The organism is Arthrobacter sp. 05N33_2 (genome assembly GCF_056397425.1).
This window is the reverse complement of record NZ_JBFTNJ010000054.1, coordinates 1-23,731: the sequence shown is the minus strand read 5'-3', so window position 1 is coordinate 23,731 and position 23,731 is coordinate 1. Positions and strand designations below refer to the sequence as shown.

23 protein-coding genes are annotated in these 23,731 nt (G+C 65.5%); 7 read left to right on the top strand and 16 right to left on the bottom strand.

What is annotated here, in order from left to right; all coding sequences use genetic code 11:
* The 3 genes from AC1DHX_RS16515 to AC1DHX_RS16505 all read left to right on the top strand — a co-directional run.
* Positions 1–457: carboxyltransferase domain-containing protein (locus AC1DHX_RS16515; protein ID WP_476900249.1), on the top strand; the 457-nt coding region annotated here is incomplete at its 5' end.
* A complete protein-coding gene (locus AC1DHX_RS16510; protein WP_476900248.1) occupies positions 447–1,433 on the top strand; it encodes a 5-oxoprolinase subunit C family protein in 987 nt (328 codons plus the stop codon). The genes AC1DHX_RS16515 and AC1DHX_RS16510, both read left to right, overlap by 11 nt.
* Before the next feature lie 228 nt (positions 1,434–1,661).
* Complete coding sequence (locus AC1DHX_RS16505; RefSeq protein ID WP_476858689.1) at positions 1,662–1,946, top strand: hypothetical protein; 285 nt, start codon at positions 1,662–1,664, stop codon at positions 1,944–1,946.
* Between the two features lie 3 nt (positions 1,947–1,949).
* Here AC1DHX_RS16505 and AC1DHX_RS16500 read toward each other — a convergent pair whose 3' ends face one another.
* The 3 genes from AC1DHX_RS16500 to AC1DHX_RS16490 form a co-directional block, all read right to left on the bottom strand.
* Positions 1,950–3,161, bottom strand: a complete 1,212-nt coding sequence (locus AC1DHX_RS16500) for an alanine racemase (protein WP_476858690.1) — start codon at positions 3,159–3,161, stop codon at positions 1,950–1,952.
* 113 nt (positions 3,162–3,274) lie between these two features.
* On the bottom strand, positions 3,275–5,176 hold the full coding sequence (locus AC1DHX_RS16495) for a primary-amine oxidase (RefSeq protein WP_476858691.1): 1,902 nt from the start codon (positions 5,174–5,176) through the stop codon (positions 3,275–3,277).
* A 35-nt stretch (positions 5,177–5,211) separates the two neighbouring features.
* A complete protein-coding gene (locus AC1DHX_RS16490) occupies positions 5,212–6,063 on the bottom strand; it encodes an MIP/aquaporin family protein (RefSeq protein WP_476856029.1) in 852 nt (283 codons plus the stop codon).
* Positions 6,064–6,260: 197 nt separating this feature from the next.
* Between AC1DHX_RS16490 and AC1DHX_RS16485 the strand changes: the two genes are divergently transcribed.
* On the top strand, positions 6,261–7,040 hold the full coding sequence (locus tag AC1DHX_RS16485) for a potassium channel family protein (RefSeq protein ID WP_476856030.1): 780 nt from the start codon (positions 6,261–6,263) through the stop codon (positions 7,038–7,040).
* Between the two features lie 71 nt (positions 7,041–7,111).
* Positions 7,112–8,815, top strand: a complete 1,704-nt coding sequence (locus AC1DHX_RS16480) for an alkaline phosphatase D family protein (protein WP_476858692.1) — start codon at positions 7,112–7,114, stop codon at positions 8,813–8,815.
* A 38-nt stretch (positions 8,816–8,853) separates the two neighbouring features.
* Here AC1DHX_RS16480 and AC1DHX_RS16475 read toward each other — a convergent pair whose 3' ends face one another.
* From AC1DHX_RS16475 to AC1DHX_RS16430, 10 genes are all read right to left on the bottom strand, one after another.
* Entirely contained in the window at positions 8,854–9,171 is a 318-nt protein-coding gene (locus AC1DHX_RS16475; protein WP_476856032.1) for a hypothetical protein, read from the bottom strand.
* Between the two features lie 96 nt (positions 9,172–9,267).
* Complete coding sequence (locus AC1DHX_RS16470; RefSeq protein ID WP_230008446.1) at positions 9,268–10,539, bottom strand: MFS transporter; 1,272 nt, start codon at positions 10,537–10,539, stop codon at positions 9,268–9,270.
* Between the two features lie 128 nt (positions 10,540–10,667).
* Positions 10,668–11,183 carry a hypothetical protein gene (locus tag AC1DHX_RS16465; RefSeq protein WP_476849503.1) on the bottom strand — a complete coding sequence of 172 codons (516 nt, stop codon included), beginning with the start codon at positions 11,181–11,183 and terminating at the stop codon, positions 10,668–10,670.
* A 74-nt stretch (positions 11,184–11,257) separates the two neighbouring features.
* Positions 11,258–11,566, bottom strand: a complete 309-nt coding sequence (locus tag AC1DHX_RS16460; RefSeq protein ID WP_230008448.1) for a hypothetical protein — start codon at positions 11,564–11,566, stop codon at positions 11,258–11,260.
* A 265-nt stretch (positions 11,567–11,831) separates the two neighbouring features.
* The gene (locus tag AC1DHX_RS16455) at positions 11,832–12,917 is read right to left on the bottom strand and encodes a DUF3616 domain-containing protein (protein ID WP_476849501.1); all 1,086 of its coding nucleotides are present in this window, start codon (positions 12,915–12,917) and stop codon (positions 11,832–11,834) included.
* Between the two features lie 37 nt (positions 12,918–12,954).
* A complete protein-coding gene (locus tag AC1DHX_RS16450; protein WP_476858693.1) occupies positions 12,955–14,919 on the bottom strand; it encodes an aconitate hydratase in 1,965 nt (654 codons plus the stop codon).
* A gap of 116 nt (positions 14,920–15,035) precedes the next feature.
* Complete coding sequence (locus tag AC1DHX_RS16445) at positions 15,036–15,458, bottom strand: hypothetical protein (RefSeq protein ID WP_476858694.1); 423 nt, start codon at positions 15,456–15,458, stop codon at positions 15,036–15,038.
* Entirely contained in the window at positions 15,455–16,096 is a 642-nt protein-coding gene (locus AC1DHX_RS16440) for a hypothetical protein (RefSeq protein ID WP_476858695.1), read from the bottom strand. The genes AC1DHX_RS16445 and AC1DHX_RS16440 overlap by 4 nt, the downstream gene beginning before the upstream one ends.
* Positions 16,097–16,450: 354 nt before the next feature.
* Complete coding sequence (locus tag AC1DHX_RS16435) at positions 16,451–17,173, bottom strand: DUF2182 domain-containing protein (protein ID WP_476858696.1); 723 nt, start codon at positions 17,171–17,173, stop codon at positions 16,451–16,453.
* Positions 17,174–17,218: 45 nt separating this feature from the next.
* Complete coding sequence (locus AC1DHX_RS16430; RefSeq protein ID WP_476858697.1) at positions 17,219–17,824, bottom strand: DUF1326 domain-containing protein; 606 nt, start codon at positions 17,822–17,824, stop codon at positions 17,219–17,221.
* 494 nt (positions 17,825–18,318) lie between these two features.
* Here AC1DHX_RS16430 and AC1DHX_RS16425 point away from each other — a divergent pair, with 494 nt between their 5' ends.
* The gene (locus AC1DHX_RS16425) at positions 18,319–19,092 is read left to right on the top strand and encodes an ion transporter (protein WP_476858698.1); all 774 of its coding nucleotides are present in this window, start codon (positions 18,319–18,321) and stop codon (positions 19,090–19,092) included.
* A gap of 53 nt (positions 19,093–19,145) precedes the next feature.
* Here the strand turns inward: AC1DHX_RS16425 and AC1DHX_RS16420 are convergent, their stop codons facing one another.
* Positions 19,146–19,970 (bottom strand): VOC family protein, encoded by an 825-nt coding sequence (locus AC1DHX_RS16420; protein WP_476858699.1) that lies wholly within the window; start codon positions 19,968–19,970, stop codon positions 19,146–19,148.
* Between the two features lie 189 nt (positions 19,971–20,159).
* On the opposite strand from AC1DHX_RS16420, the gene AC1DHX_RS16415 reads away from it, so the two are divergent.
* Positions 20,160–20,849, top strand: a complete 690-nt coding sequence (locus tag AC1DHX_RS16415) for an HAD family hydrolase (RefSeq protein WP_476900247.1) — start codon at positions 20,160–20,162, stop codon at positions 20,847–20,849.
* 119 nt (positions 20,850–20,968) lie between these two features.
* Here AC1DHX_RS16415 and ppsA read toward each other — a convergent pair whose 3' ends face one another.
* Complete coding sequence (gene ppsA / locus AC1DHX_RS16410) at positions 20,969–23,386, bottom strand: phosphoenolpyruvate synthase (protein ID WP_476900246.1); 2,418 nt, start codon at positions 23,384–23,386, stop codon at positions 20,969–20,971.
* A gap of 151 nt (positions 23,387–23,537) precedes the next feature.
* On the bottom strand, positions 23,538–23,731 hold a 194-nt coding region (locus AC1DHX_RS16405), incomplete at its 5' end, for a kinase/pyrophosphorylase (RefSeq protein ID WP_476900245.1).

Genomic DNA, 23,731 nt, shown 5'->3' with positions numbered 1-23,731 from the left:
CCATGAGCAACCATGGCTTGTCTCCATGGTTGGCTTCGTCGCAGGCCTCCCGTTCCTCTTCCAGCTGGTGGAGCAGGAAAAGCAACTCGAAGTACCCAAGTATCTGAGTCCGCGCACCGACACCCCCAAACTGACCGTGGGCCACGGCGGCTGCTTCGGCTGCATTTACTCCGTGCGCGGTGCCGGCGGCTACCAGATGTTCGGGGTCGCTGCCGCGCCCATCTTCGATCCTGCCCAGTCCCTGGCCGATTTCAAGGACTTCATGGTGTTCTTCAAGCCGGGCGACATCGTGAAGTTCAAGCCCGTCACCGAGGCCGAATACAACACCATCCAGGCTGAGATCTCCGCCGGGACGTTCCGCTACCGGCAGGTGCCCGTGACATTTGATCTGCCCAGGGCGCTGGCGGATCCCGCAGGCTACAACCAGGAGCTCATGGAGGCCCTCAATGGCGTTTGACATCAAGAACCCCGGCCTGGCCACCACAGTCCAGGACCAGGGACGCACCGGCCACTACAACGTGGGCATCCCGCAGAGCGGTTCCCTGGACCAATACTCGGCCGAACTCGGCAATGCCCTGGTGGGCAACACCGCCAAGGAAGCCGTCCTCGAATGCACGTACCTGGGCCCGGTACTGACCACCGACCAGGATGCCGTCGTCGCCGTTACCGGGGCACCGGTTGAGGTCAAGGTCAACGGCGACGCCCGGCCCCAGTGGACCCGGCTCCAGCTGAAAGCCGGCGACGAACTCAGCTTCGGGGTCATCCGGGGAGGCACGCGCTACTACATCGCCGTTCAGGGCGGCATCGATGTTCCTGAGGTGCTCGGCAGCCGGTCCACCTACAGCCTGGGCGCGATCGGCGGGTTCCAGGGCCGCAAGCTGGAGGCCGGTGACCAGATTCCGGTGGGCGCCCCGCTCAACGCCGGAGCCCTGCCCGACGCCGATACAGTTCCGGAGGAATTCCGTCCCCTATTCGCCAAGGAACAGGCCGTCCGGATCGTCCTGGGCCTTTACGACCACCGGCTCACCGACGAAGGACTGGACAATCTCCTCCACAGCGAGTGGAAGGTGACCCCGGTGGCTGACCGGATGGGGCTGAGGTACTCAGGTCCCGGGGTGCAGTGGAAGGAGCGGGAGCAGCCATTCGGCGCCGGTTCCGACCCGTCCAACATTGTTGATGCCGGATACGCTGTCGGCTCCATCCAGATTCCCGGCGGCACCCAACCGATCATCCTGCACCGCGATGCCGTCTCCGGCGGCGGTTACGCCATGGTGGGCAYGGTCATCAGCGCCGACATGGATCTGGTGGCCCGGGCCGCCCCCGGCACATCCACCAGGTTCGTGGCAATCAGCCTGGACGAGGCCCTTGTGGCGCGCAAGGAACTCGCCGAGCTCAAGAGGAACGCCCGTGCGGCCATCGGCGCCGGCGGCTGAGTAGCGGCCGGCGGCTGAGTAGCGGCCCGCGGCTGAGTAGCGGACCGGCGGACTAGGGCGAACGGACCGGCACACGAACCTTGTGCTTCTCTGCCCGCGGGTCCTTACTGGTGGGAGGAGACCAGGCCGCCCGCCACCAGGGCGCGACATCGCAAGGATCCAGCTCCCGGTTCAACGGTTGGGGCGGCAGGCGCTCCAACCGTCGAACCTGGATCTAGGAGGATGGACATGTTCGCTCGCGTCAGCACGTATCAGCCCGGCCCGGACAGCTCCGGGGCACCCACAGACGACACCGTCAACCGGGTGCTCCAGCTGCCGGGATGCCTGGGCATCTATTACCTGCTGGGGAAGGACAGCAAGTCACTGTCAATCACGCTGTGGGAGGACGAGGCGGCTCTCGCCGGCAGCGAACAGGCCGCCGCCAAGATCCGCGCCGAGACCAGTGCGGAGCAGCACATGGAGATCCTGGGCGTGGAGGAATTCCAAGTGCTGACCCGGCAGCTCAAGGATTGAGCGTCAGGACGGGGCGTAGCCAAGGGCCAGGGACGACCGGCGGAAGTCGGTCTGCCACACGTCCGTGTCCTGCCCGTCGGCGTCGGTGAGGACGTAGTCGGGCCAGCGGTCAAACGCGGAACAAGGATGGGATATCCCGAAATCCACGGTATCGGTGACATCCACTCCGGACACCCCGGTGAGCACCGCGTGATGGTCGAAGAGATTGCGCACCACTGCGGTTGCGCCGGGCCTAAGGGCTCCCTCCGCGGTCCGGACCGAGAGAACGCTGGGCAGTCCGGCGTCGTAGGGAAGGTCCCGCTTGCCGGCACCGACGACGGCCAACCCGGCTTCGGGCGTGGACAGGACGATCGCGCGAACCGACAGCGCCGGAATGAGTCCCGGAACGGGGCTGACGGCGGCATAGGTGCCGTGGTCGTGGGTGACGTAGCAGCCCGATCGGAGAAGAATTCGCGTTCCGGGCACCTGGCCGCGGTCGGGAAGGAACTCGACCACGCGGTCCGGGAAGGCCGACCCACCCATAGAGTAGATGGGAGTGGCGGTCTCAAAGAACTCCGCCGCTTCCAGATAGACGTCCCGCACCAGCCGGCAGTGCCGGTCAACCGCAGTGACCGTATCCTCAGCGCGGCTGTTGGGCACGACGCCTTCATACCCGGCAACACCCACCAGCCTCAGTCCCGGCGTGGCACGGACCAGCCCGGCCAGGCGCAGACCCTCGGACAGGCTGCGGATGCCGGTGCGCCCGCCGGGGGTTCCGACGTCGATCAGCACCTCCAGGTCGGCCGCCGCGCCGTCGAAGATCTCGGCAGCCACCTTCACGCCTGCTGCCGAATCGACGAAGCAGCGGATTTCCCGGGCGGGATCTTCCTCCAGCCACGCACGGACACGCGTTAGCCCGGACCTGTCGACGATCTCGTTGGCGACGAGGACGCGCTGATGACCCCAGCGCAGTGCCGAGGCGACTTGATCCACGGTGGCGACGGTGACACCGACGGCGCCGGCCGCCAACTGCCGCTCGATGATTGGTGCCGACATCGTTGTCTTGACGTGCGGCGCGAGATCCACGCCCCGCTCCCGGCACCACGCCGCCATGACCCGGATGTTGTTCTCGAGGGCAGCGCTGTTGAGCCGCAGTTGCGGATACGCCGGCGCCGTGAGGGGCGTTGCCGCGAAGTCCGCATCGGTTCCGTCCGATCTTCCGCTCAGCCTGCTCACACGTATCCCCTGTTCTTCGATCCCAAAATTCTGCCTCGACTCCGACAAATCTACTGGACTGACGTGTCTACTGGAGTGACGTGCCTCTGGCGGCACGCCCTGGCCCGGGCCGCCTAGACGTCCAGCGCCGGGTTCCGGTCGAAGAAGCCGGCCGGCTTAAGCCAGAACGCGACTGTGTCCACCGGCATGACCGGCCACTCCTCCGGCCGTGGGATGTGGTGAATGCCGAAAACGTACCAAAGGACGACGTCGGTGTTTTCAACGGACCGCCCCTGCCGCACCCATTCGGGCATTCCCAGCCCGCCTGTCCCCTGGTTCACGAATTCGCCGGCGGGCCAGCGTTCCGCGGCATCGTTGGGCGTCACCCATACCGTGTGCCCGATGACCTCCGCACGCTGGAAAACCGGAGATGCCGGGTCAAAGAACGACGGGAAAGCTGCGCCGGGCACCAGCTTGTACGACACCGGGGTCCCGAGCCCGTTGACCGAGTTGTCGTTCGTCACCGTCCAGGCCCGCTGGGTCTCCCAGGAGTAGTCGTCGTGCCCCTCGGTCGTGATGGGGGTCTTGTTCTGATGCAGGGCGAGCCCGTACGGATTGTCCGGACCCATCGGGACCATCGCGGTTTCCGAACGGTAAACGGTATTTGCGGTGCCGTCGATGTCCAGGTCGAGCCGGGCCACGAGGAAGTGCTGGTGGAAGGGTGCATAGGTCCGGTTGTCCACCAGCGTTCCGCTCGGATGCTGCTGGCCCTCGCCGAAATGGCTGACCACCATGATGCCGGTGGCCCTCACCTCGCACTCAATGTTCCCGTCCTGGTAGAAGCGCCAGTACACCAGGTATTCATAGTTGGCCACGGTGACATGGAAAGAAATCACCAGTCGACGTATCCGGCGCACTTCCATGCCGCCGTCGTGGTCGATGTGCTTCCATAACACCGCCCCATCCTCTTCGTGGATGCAGATGGCGTTCCTGATGGTGTAGGGCTCCCCCGCAGAATTGTGCATGACCGCATCCAAATACCGGATTTCCCCGAGGCAGTCGCAGCCCAGTTCCAGCGACGTCGTCATGAATCCCAGACCCCATTCGCCGACGTCGAACGCGGTGCGCCGGTAGTGGTCATCGCTGGGATCCCGGTAGGGAACGGCCATTTCGGCGAAGGACAGGCGGTTCGCGATCGGCCGTTCGCGGCCGCCGTCGCGATAGCTGACCCGGTGCAGCGTCAGCCCTTCGCGGTAGTTGAACCCGACGCGCAGGGACCAGTTCTGCCAGCTGATCCTGTTGCCGTCCATCTGAAAGGAAACGCCTTCGGGCTGGACAATGTCCAGCGGCTTGAGCGGTTCGCGGGTGCTAGCGTCGCGGAGCCGGTCCGGGATCAGCGCCGGGACATATTCGCCCATGATCTCGGGACGGTCCACCGCAAAAGTGTCCTCGATGTCCAGCAGCTCCATGGACGCCAGGTCAATGACGCAGTGGAACCCGTTGACCGGCCCCGCATACGGGTTGGCGCCCGCACGGGCACGGACCCACGTGTCGGACCAGCCGATCCGGCGCCCCTGGTGCTTCTCCGGGATCATTGACAGGCCATAGGTCCACACGTCCATGAAGACCAGGGACAGATCATTGATGCCGCGCTTGGCAAGCGCGGCGATCACCTGCGGGTGGCTGCGCAGCGCTGCGTCAGCTTCTTCCCACTCGTCGACGGTCATGTTCGCCTGAACGCCAGGGAAATGGGTGAAGGAGAGGACAACCCCGTGGGTCAGCGATAGCCGCGCCTGGTAGGTCTTGTTGGAGGACCGTTCGAAGCAGTTCACGCCGACGATCCGTTCCGGAGCCGGCGCGCCGGCATCGGCTTCGAAGGCGGCGACGGCAGCCTTTTCCGGTTCGATCAGCTCGATTGCGGCAAGCCGCCACGCCGGAAACGTGACGCCCTGTGCGCTGGCGAGCAGCTCCGCCGCGGCACGGAACTCGTCCGCGCTCAGCGGATCCAGCGGATGAGACGGTGCGGCCCGTCTCACGGCGCTCTCCTTCTGCGGGTCACGTTCACGGCCCGCTACGGCTTATCTTCCTCGGCGGCCTCGGTGAAGAGGGCACCCTGCGCGGCTCCCGAGCCCGACCTCCCGCCGCCCGCTCCGCGCAGGATGAATGCGATACCGACGGCGGCCGCCGCGCCGACCAGCGGCCCGGCGACATACACCCAGTAATCGCTGAAATTTCCGCTGGCGAGATCCGGCCCGAACGTTCGTGCCGGATTCATCGACGTGCCGGAGATGGGGCTGCCCCACAGGCCTGCCAAGGCAATGTATGCGCCGACACCGAACGCCCCAAACAGCCCGACGTTCTGGGCCCCGGAGGCGGTTCCCAGGATGACGCTGACCAACACCATCGTCAGCAGTGCCTCCATCAGGAACGCGGCGCCGGCCGAATAACCAGCCGCCGGATAGTTTGAACCGTAGGTGGCGGAGACCCCGATCACGCCCTGCAGCAGCAGGCAGGCGAGCGTCGCGCCAATGAGCTGAACGACGATGTAGGCCGGCACCCGGCGCCACGGGAAGTCACCGCGGAGCGCGAACGCAATGCTGACCGCAGGGTTCAGATGCGCGCCCGAGATCTTGCCCATGAACAAGATGATGCCCATGACCATCAGGCCCGGAGCCACCACTGCCGCCGTGCGGCTGATGACGCCGGGGAACGCCTGGCCCATCATGCCGCCGCCGGCCGCGACGACCACGAGCAGGAACGTGCCGTATAACTCCGAGAACAGGCGCCGCCATTCCTGGCGCGGATCATTAAAGTCCTCAATCCGCTGCAGGACGCTTTGCTCCACTATTTCAAGTATGTTGGGTATGACGTCGTGATGCGCGTGGTCCCGGCGAGCGCCGTCTTTGTCCTGATTTGCCGCCATGGCTGTCCGCCTCCGCAGGTTCTGGCCATGTGGTCTGCCGTGCCCAGCCTCGGTCTGCCACCTCAGAAGGCCAATGTACCGCTGACGGCGACAGTTGTCAGCGCTCCGCGGGTGGCTCGCTGCCAGCGGGTGGCTCGCTTAGGGTCAGTGTGGCAATTTCGAAGGACATCCGAGGGACAAAGTCCTAGCATTCAGCCATGAGGCAAGAAACCTGGCAAAAGTATTCCGAGTGGCCCCTCGTCGGTGCGGCTTTTGTTTTTCTGGCGGCCTACTCCATCCTCGTCATTGCAGAACCGCCGCAGCCCTACGCCGACCTTCTCGGAATCGTCGTGGGGTCAACGTGGGTCGCCTTCGGCGCCGACTACATTGTGAAGTTGCTCCTGGCGCCCCAACGGGGCCGGTGGTTCGTCCGCCACCCCTTGGACCTGCTCATGGTGGTGCTCCCCGTTGCGCGGCCGTTGCGGCTCCTGCGTCCGTTCACCTTGCGCCGGGTCATGGAACGGGCCCCGGGCACCGCCATCAGGACCCGCGTCCTGGCCTACGTCATTGTCTCCGCGGTCCTCCTGCTCTACACGGTCGCCCTGAGCGTCTTCAATTTCGAAAAGGGCGCACCGAACGCGAATATCACCTCGATGGGCGACTCGTTGTGGTGGGCAATTGTCACCATCACAACGATCGGCTATGGCGACTACTACCCCGTAACCGTTCCGGGCCGGTGGGCTGCGGCCACGCTGATGGTCGGCGGGTTTGCAGTCCTGAGCATGGTCACGGCGGTGGTGTCCTCCTGGCTCGTTGAAAGTGTGACGGCAGCAACCAATCTGCGGAGGCGATCGGACGARGGCATCGGCAGCGAGGAACGTGCCCGCCTCGTGGCCCAGATCAGCAGGCTCCATGACCAGCTGGCCCAGGGACCGGGCGATTCCGGCAGTACCCCGGCCCTCGGAGGGGCACCCAAGGAACCGCCTCAGGGGCATTGACGCTGCCTCCGTTGCGCTTGGACTTACCTGACGCCATGGCCGCAACCGGCCGGAGCGGGTACAACTGTTTCATGACCACCCCTTCCCTGGTGCTTGGCCCTATGGTGCGGTACGTGGATGAGACGTCGGCGAGTGTCTGGGTGGAGACCCAAACCGCTGCCCGGATTTCCATCCGTGCCGGCGGCCGGGGCTGGGAGGCCCGCACATTCGCAGTTCACGGCCACCACTACGCGCTGGTGGAATTGGACGGGCTGGAGCCCGCCACGGTGACGCCATACGCGCTCGATATCAACGGAACACAGGCCTGGCCCGACCCCTCATCCGGGTTTCCGCCGTCCATGATCGCCACACTGGCCACCGGTAAGCCGCTGCGGATGGCATACGGCTCCTGCAGGACCAGTGTCCCGCACGATGCATCCGGCAACCGGACCCATGGCGTCGACTCACTGCGCGCCTATGCGCTGAAGATGGCCTCCGGCGGAGACTTGCCGTGGCCGGATCTTCTGGCCTTCCTCGGAGACCAGGTGTACGCCGACCTGACCAGCGAACAAATGCAGGAGTTCATCCGCGGCCGGCGAGACATCAAGGCACCCCCCGGCGAAGAGCTCAAGGACTACGAGGAATACGCCCACCTGTACTTTCTGGCCTGGTCAGACCCGGCGAACCGATGGCTGCTGTCGACCCTGCCCAGCGCCATGATCTTCGATGACCACGACATCCGCGACGACTGGAATACGTCGCTGAGCTGGAAGAAGAAGATGGAGGCGACCTCGTGGTGGCGTGGGCGGATCGTCGCGGGACTGGCCTCGTACTGGGTCTACCAGCATCTGGGGAACCTGTCACCGCAGGAACGGGCTGAGGATGCCGTGTGGCAGCGGATCATCGGGCACACAGGCGGGGATGAGCTCGATGTGGGCGCCGAGCTGGACAGCTTCGCGGAGCGGGCTGATCGGGACCCCAAATCCTACCGGTGGAGCTACTGCCGCGACTTCGGCGACACCCGGCTGATCGTGGTCGACTCCCGCGCAGCCCGGGACCTGACGCCGGACGACCGGGCGCTGGTCGATGCGGTGGAAATGGCGTGGCTGGACGACCGGATGCAAGGCGGCTTCCGCCACCTGCTCGTGGCGACGTCCCTGCCTTTCCTGTTGCCGATGGGCCTGCACTACGTCGAGTCGTGGAATGAGGCCGTCTCTGAGGGCGCGTGGGGTAACCGTGCCGCCTGGGCCGGCGAGAAGCTGCGCCAGGCGCTGGACCTGGAACACTGGGGCGCATTCCAAAACAGCTTCCGGGAACTGGCGGCCATGGCCAGCGAAGTCGCCGACGGCAAACGCGGCCCGGCACCGGAAACAATCACCTTCCTCTCCGGGGACGTCCACTACTCCTACGTTGCGGAGGTGGAGCGTGCCTCGGGCAGCCGGATCCTGCAGGCCGTCTGCTCCCCCATCCGCAACCCGTTGCCCCGCCTGATGAGGTCCTTCGCGGCCATCATGTCCTACGGCCTGGCCACCCCGGTGGGCGCCTTGGTCGCGCGCTCCGCCAAGGTGCCGGACCCGCCATTCCACTGGTCCGGCATCCGGGGGCCCTGGTTCCAAAACAACGTGGCCTATCTGGAGGTGGTACCGGAAGGGCTGAAATTGTGGTGGCAGACCGGGGTGGTGGACGACGGCGACCACCTGCATCCGAGGCTGGAACGCGTCGCCACCCTCACGGTGTCTCCGCGGAGCGCGCACGACCCCGTCCAGGGACAGCAGGGGCAACAGCGAAACGCATGACGCGAGTTTCTTGTGATCCCCGCGTCGGCGCAGACGTTCTACCGAAGGTCGCGGTCAGCGGCTGCCACGTTCTCGACGGCGACCGTTTCGATGATTCTGGTCGATGGCTCACCAACCAGCGCCGGCGCCGTCACACCCGTTTTCCACGTATCGTTCTGCAGCCGGCCCAGGAAGTCCACCGCCGCCGCCTGCGTATCGAAGTCCATCTCCAGCATTACGTAATCCTGCTGGTCAAGCGGGCGCGAGATCCGGAATGACCGCACGCCCGACGCAGCGCGGTCCAGCGGATCGCTGTCGAAAGCCCTCCGCCACATGTCAAAATCCCGGACCTGGTGTTCGATCTGCAGGGTAATCACTGGGGCGCTCCTGTCGACGGTTCTACACGCCCACTGTAGGCCCCGAAGGCCCCGCCAAGTAAGGAGCATGGCCGAAGTGTTATTCCGGCTGGCGTCTTACGCCGGCTGGGATCCGGTGTTGGTGCTGGTCGGGGCGTTGGACTGATCGGCCTGGTGGCGTTGCCGGCGGCTCGCCAGCAGGAACGGCACCGCGATCAACTCGATCACGCCGCCGATGGCCAGCGACGCGGCATAGCCGTACACATCTGCCGCCCGTCCGAGCAGCGGCTGGACCACCACGCCACCGCTTGAGCCCATGAGTGAATCGAAGCTGAGCACTGTGGCGCGCTGCTTCGAGGCGATCATGTCGTTCAGGTACGCCTGCCGCACCGGTATGCCCGCCGATGACACCACTGCCCAGAGCGCCAACAGCACCAGGGCCAACCAGAATACGTGGGTGAACCCGAGCACCACCAAGATCACCGTGTCCACGACGCTGCTCAGGATCAACACGGTGGTGCGCCGGCGGACAAGGCGCCGGATGCGCGGAGCCATCCAGCCGCCGAGCACCTGCGCCGCGGCCACGATGGCCGCCGCCAGGCCCGCGACAGAATACGCGTGGGGGTCCCCATAGAGCTCGAGCAGGTAYGGCTGCAGGGCGTAAAACACATAGATCCCGACGCCGAAAGTGAACGGCGCGGCCAGCATCACGTAACGTACGGGCGGATTCTTCAAGCCGTTCTCGATCGAGGCGGCGAGTACAGCACGGGTCGCCTGGAGGGGATGGGTCGAGCGTTCGGGGGTGAACCCGACGTCGCGCATGAGCCCAAACGCCACCGCGAACATGGCCAGCAACACGCCCACGCGCATCAGGAACGGCACGCCCAGATTGGTGGCCTGCGCGATCACGCCGCCGGCAACAGAGCCGGCGAGCATCGCGACTCCGGCGACCATCTGGCCTCGACCGAGCACCGCTTCCATCCCGCCCTCGAACCCAGAGAAGCGCAGTGCATCGACGAGCCAGGCCTCCACCGCTCCGGAGAAGAAGGTGAAGCCCAGGCCGAGCAGGACCGACACCACCGCCCACCACCAGAACGGGGCGGAGAACTGCCAGAGCAGGTAGTAGAAGTAGGTCGAGACGGCGAGGGTCACGGTTCCGAGCAGGAACGAGACGCGCCGGCCCCAACCGTCGGCAACCACCCCGGTGGGCACCTCGAACAGCACCATGCCGGCCGTGAAGAAGGCATTCGCGGCAAACGCCTCGAAGTTGCTGAGACCGGCGTCGAGCAGGAAAAGGGTGTTGATCCCCCAGATGAACGAGGCCGCAAGGGTATTGCCCAGCGTCAACGTCAAATAGATGCGCTGAATCTTTCGGGCGGCGGCGTTCATCGCGTCGCCGTCCCCGCCAGGGCGAGGAGGGAGCACGAGCCCATTCTCGTCTCCGCTGCCGGCACGCGCCAGTGCACACCAGGTGCAGGGCAGGACGCGAACGGTCGAGCCGACGATGCCCGGTCTGCTCAGCTGCCCTGGTTCGTGTAGAACGACCGCCGGCGGGCGTACTCATGGACCCGGTCCAGGGTGGCGATCTGGTCGCGTGCCTTGGTGGCCAGTCCGTCGAACCTGGAACCGTCCAGTCCCAGATCGCCGGAGAGATCCTGCAGCGTCTGCCACAGCCCTAGTTTTCCCATCACCGCCGACCGCATGACCTCGGACTCCAGCACCAGCGTCATCGGCGAGCGGCTCACCACCCGCCCGTTGAGCTTGAGTCGGCCGGCACGCTCCGCAACCCACGCCGCCACCCGCCGCGGAGTTCGCCGTGGCAGGCCAAAATCCCCCACTAGTCCGCGCAGGTACTCCCGCTCCTGCCTGATTTGGGTGGCAAGTGCCGCAAGTTCGGCGTGGAAGGGGGTGTCCGTGAAGTCGCGCGCCATGCGCTCTATGCGGCCCTGCCCCGCTGTGGCTCCCGCGAGGTGGTCCGAGAGGTAGAGCCCGAACAATTTCTTATCGATTTTTCCGGAAATCTGCGGTGCCATGAATGCTCCACTCTGATCGAAGGGTTGCTTCGGGAAACATCACCCTACCGGAGGGCATGGCGGGCCCAGAAGTTCTATCGGGGCGCGGAATCGTCGTGCGCCGGCCGCACTGACCCGGCGTCGGGATCCATCGCCACGAGCCCGGCGTCGTCCTTCACCTCTGTCAGTTCCTGCGCCACGTCAGGCTTGAGCCAGGACGCCACCACGCTGACTCCGCCTCCGTCGTCGCGGTCGATCACGACGTCGATCTCGGAGGCGGCCGCCCCCATGCGCGACAGCTGCTCGCGATATGACGCGACGAGCATCTCCAGGCTTTCCTCGGTCCACTCCCCCGGCCGCATCCTCGTTGAGATTTCGACCGGTTCAGGCTGATACAGCGTCATGAAAGTCCTTCCCGTGGGGTTCGATCAGGGTGAGCACGACCCCATTCTCGCCCCCTGCGCCGGTGTGCGCCAGAGCAGGGACATCGGGCCGCCATGGCGCCAGGGCGTTCCGAAGTGAACTACGGCTATTCCCAAGTACTCCCCGCACTCGATCACCTGGGCGCGATGCACAGCGACGTCGTCGTTCCTCTCCTGCAGGCCTGGCTGGGAAAAGTGGGCCGGCAGCAATAGGAACATCTCCCCGGGACTGTCGCGGCGCCGGTTCCTATGTGCTGAGGCGGAAAACGTCGGCTTTGATCGCGTGGCGTCCGGTCTTGCGCTTCCCCGACGGCGTCCCATACAACACCAAGGCCGACCGGTCATCGTCGAGAACGGTGATCCCCTCGGCATGGTCCTCGTCCTCACCGAACGGCGCGTCAAATTCGCAATGCAAGTCGTCTTTCGGCAGGACGGCCTCGGCCTGCGACGTCAGCGCGCCCCGCCAGCGAAACACGGCCGCGCGCCCGTCGAGTTCCATGGTGGGTCCTGCCAGGACGAGCAGGTCCCGTCCGTGACGGCACAGATCCCGCACGCCCAAACCATGCAGGCGAAGGAAGTGCTTGCGGTAGCGACGATTCCCGGGACCGATCGGCTGCGGCTCCAAGCCGGGCCCGCCACCAACCTGGAGCTCTATGATCATCGCCCACCCACGCAGCACCGGCCCGCGCAGACCGATGAACACCCGGTCGCCCGCTACGGCGAGGCCCTCGCAGTCAATGCCGTTGTCCTTGCCCGGGATCGGGCGACCGGTCGTCGAGGACTGGATGAAGCTTCCAAGATGTGGGTCATCAGCCAGCAGATCCACCAGGTCCGTGCCCCGGCCGAGGCCCAGCACGGCGGGGCGCTGCTGCTGCCCCGTCCGGCCGCCGTCCGGATCGAGGAGGACCTTAGTCGAAAGCCGGGCCAACACCCGACGGCGCTGGCTGACCTCCACTGTCGCCAGGGAATCCTGCGCTTCTGCGGGTGTGGCGTTGTTCTTGACCTGTTTGCGGGCCGAGCTGTGCGATCCAAGCAGCCACAGCGTGTCATCCTCGACATCGAGGCCCTCGATGTCCATCTCACCCCTGTCCCCGGGCAGCTCAAGGAGGTGGGTGAGGTCGAAGCTGCGGTGGGTGCGGGCCTGGCCGCCGGCCTCCAGGGTGAGCCGTTCGAGGCTGGTCGTCTCGTCATTGGCGACCCAAAGGTGGGAACCCTGCCGGGCGACCGCGGACAACCCGTCGCGCAGGTCAGCCTTCGGATCCAGGGTGCTGCGCTGGTCGAGTACGAGGCTGATTTCGCCGGAGGGCTCGTCCGGCCGCGGCCATCCGCTCACCGCGGCACACCCATCCTCGTCAGCGGTGATCGGCAGCTCATTCCCGCGCTCTCCGTTCGCGCAGCCAAGGGATGAGGCCACCTGCCAGGAGCATATCCACCTGACGGCTGGAGAGGCTGTGCCGCACAGGGTAGACCTCGCCTCGGGTCTGGTTCTCCACGAGGATCTCCTTGCCTGTAAGGAGGGCCTCATGGATCCCTGTCAGCGCGAGCACATCGTCTTGTTCGATGCGGTCGTGATCGGCCGCATCTGTGAACTCGACGGCGAGGACGCCGAAATTGGCCAGGTTCTGCCAGTGGATCCGCGCGAACGAGACGGCCACCACTGCGCACAGCCCGAGGAAGCGCGGGGTGATAGCTGCGTGTTCCCGTGAGGATCCCTGGCCGTAGTTCGTGCCGCCGACCAGGATGTGCCCGGTGGAGTCGCGGGTTTGGGCGGCGCGGGCGGCGTAGGTGGGGTCGAGCTGGTCGAAGGTGAATTCGGCGAGTTTGGGGATGTTGCTGCGGTAGGGCAGAACGCGCGCACCGGCTGGCAGAATCTCGTCCGTCGAGACATCGTTGCCCACCACCAAGGCCACTGGTGCCTCGATGCGGTCGGCGAGTGGGCCGAAGACCGGAAGCGAGGAGATGTTTTCGCCCTTGACCAGCGCTACTTTGCCGGCGTCCTCCGGCGCCAACGGCTCCTCCAGCATTGCCACGTTCACGCTCGACACCGCGGGAAGTTCGATCTCGGGGTACTTAAGGTCGAAGAGCTCCGTCAGGTCCCGCGGGTCGGTGATAATTCCGGTGAGCGCAGCAGCCGCAGCCGTCTCCGGTGAGCACAGGTAGACCGAGTCTTCCTTCGTGCCCGAACGGCCGGGAAAGTTCCGGGGCATGGTGCGCAGGCTGTTGCTTCCGTTCGCGGGGGCCTGTCCCATCCCGATGCAGCCCATGCATCCGGTCTGATGCAGCCGGGCTCCGGCGCTGATCAGATCAAACGTGGCCCCCATCCTGGTGAGGTCCTGCAGGATCTGCCGGGAACTCGGGTTGACGTCGAAAGACAGTCCCGGGTGGCACTGCCGTCCCTTCGTGATGGCGGCGACCATTGCGAAGTCGCGCAGGCCCGGGTTCGCTGAGGACCCAATCACGACCTGCGCCACCGGCCTGCCAGTGACCTCCCGCACCGGAACGACGTTGCCGGGCGAGCTGGGCAGGGCGATGAGCGGCTCGATTGAGGCCAGGTCGATCTCGTCGGTCACGTCGTAGGTGGCACCGGAATCGGCGAGGAGTTCGGTGAAATCGTCCTCGCGCTGTTCGGAGCGCAGGAAGGCCCGCACCTGGTCGTCGGCCGGGAAGACCGTRCTCGTCGCACCGAGTTCGGCCCCCATATTGGCAATCACGTGCCGGTCCATCGCGCTCAGTGTGGCGAGGCCGGGACCGTAGTACTCGATGATCCGGTCCTTGCCGCCCTTCACGCCGTGCCGGCGAAGCATTTCGAGGATGACGTCCTTGGCACTGGTCCACGCTGGCAGCTTGCCGGTAAGCCGCACGCCCCAGATCTCCGGCATCTTCAGGTAGAGCGGCTCGCCCGCGATGGCCAGGGCCACCTCGGTGCCGCCGACCCCGATTGCCAGCATCCCCAGCGACCCAGCGGCCGGGGTGTGACTGTCGGAACCGACCATGGTCGTGCCCGGACGGCCAAACCGCTGCATGTGGGTCGGATGGGACACCCCGTTTCCGGCCTTCGAGAACCACAGACCAAACCGGCGGCAGGCCGAGCGGAGAAAATCATGGTCTTCAGCGTTCCTGCTGTCGGCCTGCAACAAGTTGTGGTCCACGTACTGCACGGATACTTCAGTTTGTGCCCGGTCGAGCCCGATGGCCTCCAGCTCGAGCATGACCAGCGTCCCGGTCGCGTCCTGGGTGAGGGTCTGATCGATATGCAGGCCAATCTCACGGCCGGGAATCATCTCCCCGGCCACCAGATGGGATGCGATGAGCTTTTGGGCCACGTTGTAGGCCACGGTGTGTTCCTTACTCGATGGCGAGGCCGGTTGCCGTCAACGAACCGGGCATCGGGCACTCCCCTTATCCCCAAATTAGCCCACTCCGGGCGCCGGGAACAGTGGGGATTTGACGGTCATCGTGGCGCTGCCGGCGCCGGGACGCTCCTGGTGTTCAACAAGCTGAGGAAGGCGAGGGCCGCTGCCAGTCCGGCACTCAGCACTACGGCTCCCAGCCACATCGACACTGGCCATTGAATCGATGCCGCGAGGGCGATCCCAGCCAGTTGGCCGGTCCAGATGAGTGCCGCCAGCACGGCGGTGATCGCCGGCAACCTGCGCCTCAGCCACGGGCCCCGCTGTCGGGCAAGCAGCAGATCCGCCGCGGCCGCGATGATCGTGGCTCCGGCCGCACCGGCGACCGCGGCCGGGCGCAGCCCCGACATGGCCAGCGGCAGCCACGCCACCACGGCGACCAGGATGGTGGCAATACCGAAAGGCGGCCTTCGGGCTCCGGAGAAGGTGTAGAGGAAGGGTGCGATAATCAGCGCTGTGGTCACCAAATAGCTGGCCAGTCCGAGGGCCGGGGCAGCTCCGCCTGGGTGTGCCCGGGGCTCCCGATCGGCGTCTGTAGATAGGGGACGGCGGGCGGGGTCCGGACGAACGCCGAGCAGTAAATGAGGAAGAAGGCTCCCAGGCCGGTCATTAGGGCGAGCGACAACAGTGCAGGCGGCGTCCAGTTGAAAACCTCTGGGCCGCCGGCGGCCCGTGCACTGCGGATACCGGTGCCGAGGATAAGGAAGAGGCTGAACCCCAGCAACAGGTGGGTGGGGCTCACCAGCGCATCGAGGGAGACTTCGATGCCCAGGATCTCGTGCCAGGCCAGATCGAGGAAACCCGCGACGGCGAACAGGTCCAGTCCGATGACCGTGCCCCGGTAGCCGGCCGGCACCGACCGGGTCAATGGCCGCCCGGGCTGGCGGTTCCTCCAGATCACACTTGCCGTCCACGCGGCGGTGGCCACGAGGCCCGAATAGAGTGCCGCGTGCCAGGGGGTGAAGAAGGTTTCCAACCCGGGAACGTGCAGGTGGGCCCAGCCGTCCAGGAACACAGCCAGGAGGAGCCAGATGCCCAGCAGTTGCGTCACAAGGTCGTTGCGCGCCCCGGCCCGAAGAGTCTGCGCTGCCGTGTCAACCATCGTCACTCTCCTCGCACCCGCCGTGCCGTCACCCTCGCCGTGCCGTCACCCTCGCCGTACAGTCCCGGGAGGCCGGGACGCCCACACTTGGCCCGCGTCGAATGATTAAAGCTCGGACCTCCCGGTGTCCGACCGCCAGTGCTGCATTCTCACCGACCTCCTGCTGGGGCCGATCTACTACCGGTTCTTCCTGAGTGGCTCGCCGCTGGATGAAGGCTTTGGGGTCCGGCTGGTCAGCACGCTGTTTTCGCGCCGACCCGCCCACGGGGGCACGCCGTAGAAGCGATGACGGCGCGGGGGCCCGTGCCGACGTCGTTCCCCGGACTGTCATTCGAAAACGACGGTCAGCGTCCCTTACATGGGCGCGGGCATGTATAGCCCGGGCAGCAGCTCCGGGTGTGCCGGGACGAAGAGCGCGAAAACGATCAGCGAGACACCGGTTATCCGGCTGAAGGCGGGCCCGTATTTCCATGTCTTCTCCAGGAAGATAACTACCGTGAGCACGGCCATCCACGCCAGGTTCATCACGCCCACGGCAATCAGCACCACCATGAGCCCCCAACAGCAGCCGACGCAGTACACGCCGTGGTACATGCCGACGCGGACGTCCCGCAAGCGGCCCTTGTACCCGGACACGTGCAACAGGAAGGCTATGGGCGACCGGCAGTGCCTGAGGCAAAAGTCCTTCAGCGGGGTGAGCTGGTAGGCGCCGGCCGCCACGAGGACTCCGGCACCCACCCAGGGTGCGATGTCCGCCGCGTTCTCAGCCAACAGCGCAGACATGGCCGCGGCCGCGTAGGCAACGACGCCGAATCCGATCCATGTCAGAAGGTAGCCGCCTACCAGGGCCGTWGTCCGGATGGCCCTGACCCGGCTGCTGCGCACGGCGCGGATGGATCTGAGATACGTCGAAGTCAGGGGCGCCAGCGCCGGCAACATCATGGCTGCCATCATCAGCGTCCACACCGCCAGGAAACCCCAGAGCCTCAATCCCATCGTTCCCGGGCCCGTGGACATGTCGGAAAGGCCTAGGAACGTCAGGTACCAGGCCAGCGCGGCGCACCCGATCAGCGCCAATTCTCCGGCATGGTGGCCAGCTGTCAGGCGGCTCCTGCCCGGCACCTAAGCGGACCAGGCGAAGGGGGCCGAGAATGAGTTCTTCCCGGCGTTATCCCAGGTCATCCCGAACACGTCGACGCGGGCGGTGCTGGATGTGCCGGCTGCCAGAGTGTCGGCCGGGAATCCGACCCCGCTAATTTTCACTCCTCGCCCTGTGGAATCAAATGGATTCATGAAGTCCTCGACCACCATCTCGACTGCACTGCCAATACGCACCTGGTGGACACGCCCGTCGTCGGCGTAGGCCATCTCCAGGGACTCCATGCCCGCCATTTCACCGATCAAGGGTGCGAGGCCCTCCATCGGTCCGCCGAGCTGGCCGCCGAAGACTGCACCGAGCGCTTCGGCCTGCTCGGCGGAGGCGGCGGCGTCCATCAGGAGACCGACCTTCCAGCCCCCCTCACTCATCAGGGCCGGGGTATCGGCGAGGACGCAGACTGTCAGACCCCCGACGTCGACACCGTTGACTTCGCCGGTTTCCACGTGGAAGGCCAAGGCCACGTTGCAGCGGTCATTGTCCGCCGGTGCCGTCAGTCCTGTCGCCGTACACGGGCAGACCATGTCGCAATTGCAATTCTCAAAATATGTACCCTCGACATGCCACGGCATTTAGGGCTCCTTTCGAAGAGGCCCCCAAAACAAATCCTCCTCGCGGCCCTGAACAGTGTCAACGTCCTGCGGACACCCCTGCAAAAGGCCATTCTGGGGGGCCCTGCGCCTCGAATGAAGGGGCGCGGGTCGTCCGGCCGGAATGGGCGCCAGGGCGACTTTTTACGTCTGCCCAGCGGTGCAACACCGCTGCTAGCTGGCCGGCGTCACGACGTCCTCCAGCATTGMCCKGTCGAAGAATCGGAYCTCRCCSGTYGCCTSGAAAAACACSGGYACGACYGARGTRYTCGSGTCCTTCGAGGTTTCGTAGATCTCRGGMGCGCYCCCGTGTTTKCGCGCGATAGTTCCAACCAGGTCAGTGCCGCGAACCCGGACTGTTCGATATTTGTAGCTCATGTGGACCCCTTCGTCTGCCGACCCCTTCGTCTGCCAAGGCAAACCCTACTCCTGAAAAAGTGTCAGCCACGCCGTTGCTTGCGTGCCAGAATCCTCATATGACCAAGGAACGAAGTGAACTGAAGAGCACCGGATACGAGATCTTCATCGGTATCCTTTCGATCCTGTCGATTATCAATCTCGTGCTCTTGTATGTCGTGCAGGACCAATACCTCGACACGGTGCTCACCGTGATGAACGCCATTTTCAGTGTGATCTTCCTTGCGGACTTCCTCTACCGGATCGTCACCGCGCCATCGGCCGGCGCCTATTTCTTCAAACACTTCGGCTGGGCCGACCTGTTGGCCAGCGTGCCTGTCGCGCAATTCAAGATCCTGCGCATCTTCCGGCTGATCCGGGTGTACCGCCTGCTCCGCGATGTCGGCGTCCGCACGATCAGCCGCGCGCTGATCAAGGATCGGGCCGGCAGCTCCCTGTACATACTGCTGCTCATGGGCATTCTCGTGCTCGAATTCGGCAGCCTCGCCATGCTCCGCGTCGAGCAGTACGCCCCGGGGGCCAACATCACGACCGCCTCCGACGCCATCTGGTACACCATCGTCACGATCTCGACAGTCGGATATGGTGACCAGTATCCGGTCACCGACCCGGGCCGTATGATCGGGGCAGGCATCATTGTCCTCGGTGTCGGCATCTTCGGCACGTTCACCGGCTACCTGGCCAACTTCTTTCTGTCTCCCAAGAATCCCGCACCGCCGGTCGATGCCGCCGGGACGGGAACCGCGACGGTCGAAGGACTCCGCCAGCGCCTCGAAGAGTCCGAAGCCAAGCTCACCGAGATCAGAAAGCTGCTTGCCGGGCCAACCGGGTGAACGTTCGTCCCATAGCTGCCGCCATCTGACCCGGCGCCTCTATTGAAGAGCGCTCATGGCGACGGGGGCGTGAACTGGCTGGCGGTAAACTCAGCTCCCTGGGGGTCCCGGATCAGTGCCGTGCGCGTCCACTCGGTCTCGCTTTGGCTAAGGACTTGGGCGCCGAGTCGCTTCGCCTCAACCACCGTCTGGTCCCGGTCGGCAACGGTGAACGAGACGTGCCAGTGCGGCAGTTCGTCGGGGGCCGTGGTCGCGATCCAGGCGATCGCATCCTCGAAGCCAGGTGGAGGGGCCAGCGCTGACTGCCTTTCCCTGATGCCCGGATCGATTGTCGCCTCAAGGTGATCACCGTAACCGGGCCTGCGGATCATCATCGCGAAGCCGAGGTGGTCGACTTGCCAGCCAAACACGTCCTCATAAAACTTGATGGCCGCGCCGGGGTCAGGCGTGTGGAGATCGCTGAAATTCCAGGACCCCGGCTGATTGGCCACTTGTGCCCCTAAGCGTCGCTTGGCTTGCCAGATGCGGATCCCGACGCCCCCTGGATCGGTCAGCGCCGCACTGCGGCCGCCTTCTCCAGCGTCTGCGGCTGCCGACCGTACCGTAGCGCCGGCAGCGACCAGACGCTGCACTGCGGTATCCGCGTCCTCGACGGATACGTAGGTATTCCATGTCGCGGCACCCCGGGTGTCCGCCATCCCGGCGACGTCCTGGCCATCGAGCTTGGCTATCAAGTATCGGCCCGGCGCGCCCGCCGGCACAGCGTCCTCGAACGTCCAGCCAAAGAGGCCGGCATAGAACCCGGCGGCCGCCTCGACGTCGGGCTGCTCGGTGTCGATCCAACACGGTACGCCCTCAGGGTAGGTTCGCTGGGTCATGTCTCGCTCTCGTCCATGGACATAGCCTAGCGAGCAGGGGCCAGGCCGGGCGCTCAACTTCTCTATTAAGTAGTCTTACTATGAGTCTTTGATAGGTCCTTCGGACGCCGGTCTGGAAAGATCCGTTATGGGCCGAGCCGTTGCCTGGTCAGGCACATGCGGCCGCCCTCAACCAAAGGTGGGGTAGCAATGGTGCCAGGTTCAAAATCCGAAAAGAAACGCGGGGTCCTTTTCGACGTCGACGGGACCTTGATTGACTCCAGCTATTTCCATGCCCTTGCCTGGTGGCAGGCGTTCCGGCGGGAGGGGCTGGACATCCAGATCTCGGCTATCCACCGCTGCGTCGGCATGGGCGGCGACAAGCTCATCGAACACTTGGTCCCCGGGTGCGCCACGGACATGCAGGAAGACCTCAAATCCGCGCACGGCGCCGTGTTTTCCACGTTTTGGCCTTCCCTGCGCCCCTTTGACTCTGCCCGGGACCTCCTGGCCGCATGCTCCGGCGCCGGGCTGGCCGTGGGTTTGGCATCATCAGCGCAGGAGCGCGACCTGGACGTCGCCCGGCGCCTCCTGGACGCCGGCACGTCCATCGATGCGTGGACCAGTTCCAACGACGCCGACGAGAGCAAGCCCGCTCCCGACATTCTGCTGGCGTGCCTGGACAAGCTTAAGCTCAGCCCGGCGGACGTCGTGTTTGTTGGCGACGCCGTCTSGGACGTGTTGGCTGCCGCGGCAATCGGAGTTCCCGCCATTGCCCTGACCTGCGGCGGAATCAGCGAAGCCGAGCTGCGGGAGGCCGGTGCCGCCGAAGTTTACGACAATCCGCGGCACCTGTTGGAGAACCTTGAAAGCAGCGCGATTGGAAAGCTGAGCGCCTGAGGCCTTCCGCCCAGGCGGCTTCCAACGCCTGAACGGCCGCCCAGGCAGCACGGTCTGGAATTCTCAGTCCGTGCTGCCCGGCGGGTGTCCTGCCTGTCTTTACTTGGACGCCGCGGCTGTCAGTTCGCCCCGGCCCCGACGCCTGCCTCGACGGCCGGGCCGGCTGTGGCGCCGGCAAGGCGCAGCCAGGTGTCCACCACGGTGTCGGGGTTCAAGGAGACCGAATCGATGCCTTCCTCGACCAGCCACTCGGCGAAGTCCGCGTGGTCGCTCGGACCCTGGCCGCAGATGCCGACATATTTGCCGCGCGCCTTGCAGGCCGCGATGGCCATGCTCAGGAGCTTCTTGACGGCCGGATCGCGTTCATCGAAGCCGCCGGAGACAATCGCGGAGTCCCGGTCCAGGCCCAAGGCCAGCTGGGTCAKGTCGTTGGAGCCGATGGAGAAMCCGTCGAAGTAGTCCAGGAACTCGTCGGCGAGCAGGGCGTTGGATGGGATCTCGCACATCATGATCACCTCGAGGCCGTTCTCGCCGCGGGTGAGGCCGTTCTCCCCCAGCAGTTCGATAACGCCGCGGGCCTCGTCCAGGGTCCGTACGAACGGGATCATCAGCTTGACGTTGGTCAGGCCCATCTCGTTGCGGACAAAGGACAGGGCCTCACACTCGAGGTCGAAGCAGTCCCGGAAGGACGGCTCGAGGTAGCGTGAGGCGCCGCGGAAGCCGATCATCGGGTTCTCTTCGTGCGGCTCGTAGGCGGGCCCGCCGATCAGGTTGGCGTACTCGTTGGACTTGAAGTCGGACATGCGCACAATCACGGGTTCCGGCGCGAACGCCGCCGCGATGGTGGACACGCCCTCGGCCAGGCGCTTGATGTAGTAGTCGCGCGGGCTCTCGTACGCGGCGATGCGCTCACGGATTTCCGCGGCGACGTCCGCCGGCTGCTCGTCGAGATTCAGCAGTGCCTTGGGGTGGATGCCGATCTGGCGGTTGATGATGAATTCGAGCCGGGCCAGGCCCACTCCGTGGTTGGGCAGTTGCGCGAACGTGAAAGCCTGCTCCGGGGTGCCGACGTTCATCATGACCTTGACGGGGGCCTCGGGCAGCTGGGTAATCTCGGTTTCCTCGACGCTGAAGTCCAGGAGCCCTTCGTAGATCACGCCGGTTTCACCGTCGGCGCAGGAAACGGTTACGTCGAGGCCGTCGGAGAGGGCATCGGTGGCGTCCCCGGTGCCGACGACGGCGGGAATCCCCAGTTCCCGGGCAATGATGGCGGCATGGCATGTGCGGCCGCCGCGGTTGGTCACGATGGCGGAGGCCCGCTTCATGATCGGTTCCCAGTCCGGGTCGGTCATGTCGGCGACGAGGACATCACCGGTTTTGAAGGCGGCCATCTGGTCGATCGCGGTGAGGATGCGGACGCTGCCGGCGCCGATTCGCTGGCCAATGGCGCGGCCCTCGACCAGCACCCGGCCGGTCCCGTTGAGCCGGAACCTGCTCAGGCTGCCGGAGGCCCGGCGGGACTGCACGGTCTCCGGGCGCGCCTGCAGGATGTACAGGCCGCCGTCGATCCCGTCCTTGCCCCATTCGATGTCCATGGGGCGGCCGTAGTGGTTCTCGATGGCGACGGCGTGCCGGGCGAGCTGCTCGACGTCGTCGTCAGTGAGGCTGAAGCGGTTCCGCAGGGACGCCTCGACCGGCACGAAGTCGATGGTGCGGCCGATTTCGCGGCTGCTCGTGTAGGTCATCTGCAGGGCCTTCTCGCCCAGTCCGCGCTTGAGGATTGCGGGCCGGCCGGCCTGCAGCGCGGGCTTGTAGACGTAGAACTCGTCGGGGTTGACGGCGCCCTGGACGACAGCCTCGCCGAGGCCGTAGGAGGACGTGACGAACACGGCGTCCTGGAACCCGGACTCTGTGTCCATGGTGAACATGACGCCGGAGGCGCCGACGTCGGAGCGCACCATGCGCTGGATGCCGGCCGAGAGCGCCACCTCGGCGTGCTCGAACTTGTGGTGCACCCGGTAGGCGATCGCCCGGTCGTTGTAGAGGGACGCGAACACGTCCTTGATGGCGAGCAGGATGTTCTCGATGCCGCGGACGTTCAAGAAGGTTTCCTGCTGCCCGGCGAAGGAGGCATCGGGGAGGTCTTCCGCGGTCGCGCTGGAACGGACGGCCCAGGACAGGTCCTCCGAGCCGCCGTGCTTGTCCACCAGCTGCTGGTAGGAGTTCCGGATCTGCGCTTCGAAGTCAGGCAGGAAGGGCGTCTCGCGCATGAGGGCCCGGATCTCCTGCCCGGCGGCTGCCAGGGCGGTGACGTCATCGGTGTCCAGGCCGACCAGCCGGTCGGCGATCTTCTGGTCGAGGCCCGAATCCGCCAGGAAGTTGCGGTAGGCATCCGCGGTGGTGGCGAAGCCGTCGGGAACCTGGACGCCGGCGGAGGTCAGGTTCTGCACCATCTCACCGAGGGAGGCGTTCTTTCCGCCCACGCGGTCCAGGTCCTTGAGTCCGAGTTCTGAGAACCACAGGATGTCTGTCGTCATAGTTACTGCTCCTTTGCAGATGATGGCATGCAAGTGCGCCGCCCCGCTTGCGGCGATGGCCGGTTGATGGGCGCAAGTCCTGTCCACAGTGACAGGTCTCCAGCGCACTTTCCACATGACGTGCGCCACACCAAGTTTGTGAAACTTTTCCCTAATGCTTGAGGTTCATCCGCTGCAGGATGGTTGCCGCCATTTCCTCGACGGACACCGTGGCCGAATTCAGGTACGGAATCCTGTGGGAGACGTACAGTTGCTCGGCGCTGCGCAGCTCGAAGCCGCACTGCCGCAGCGACGCGTAGGGTGAGCCCCGGCGCCGTTCGGTGCGGTTCTGGCTCAGGCGCAGTG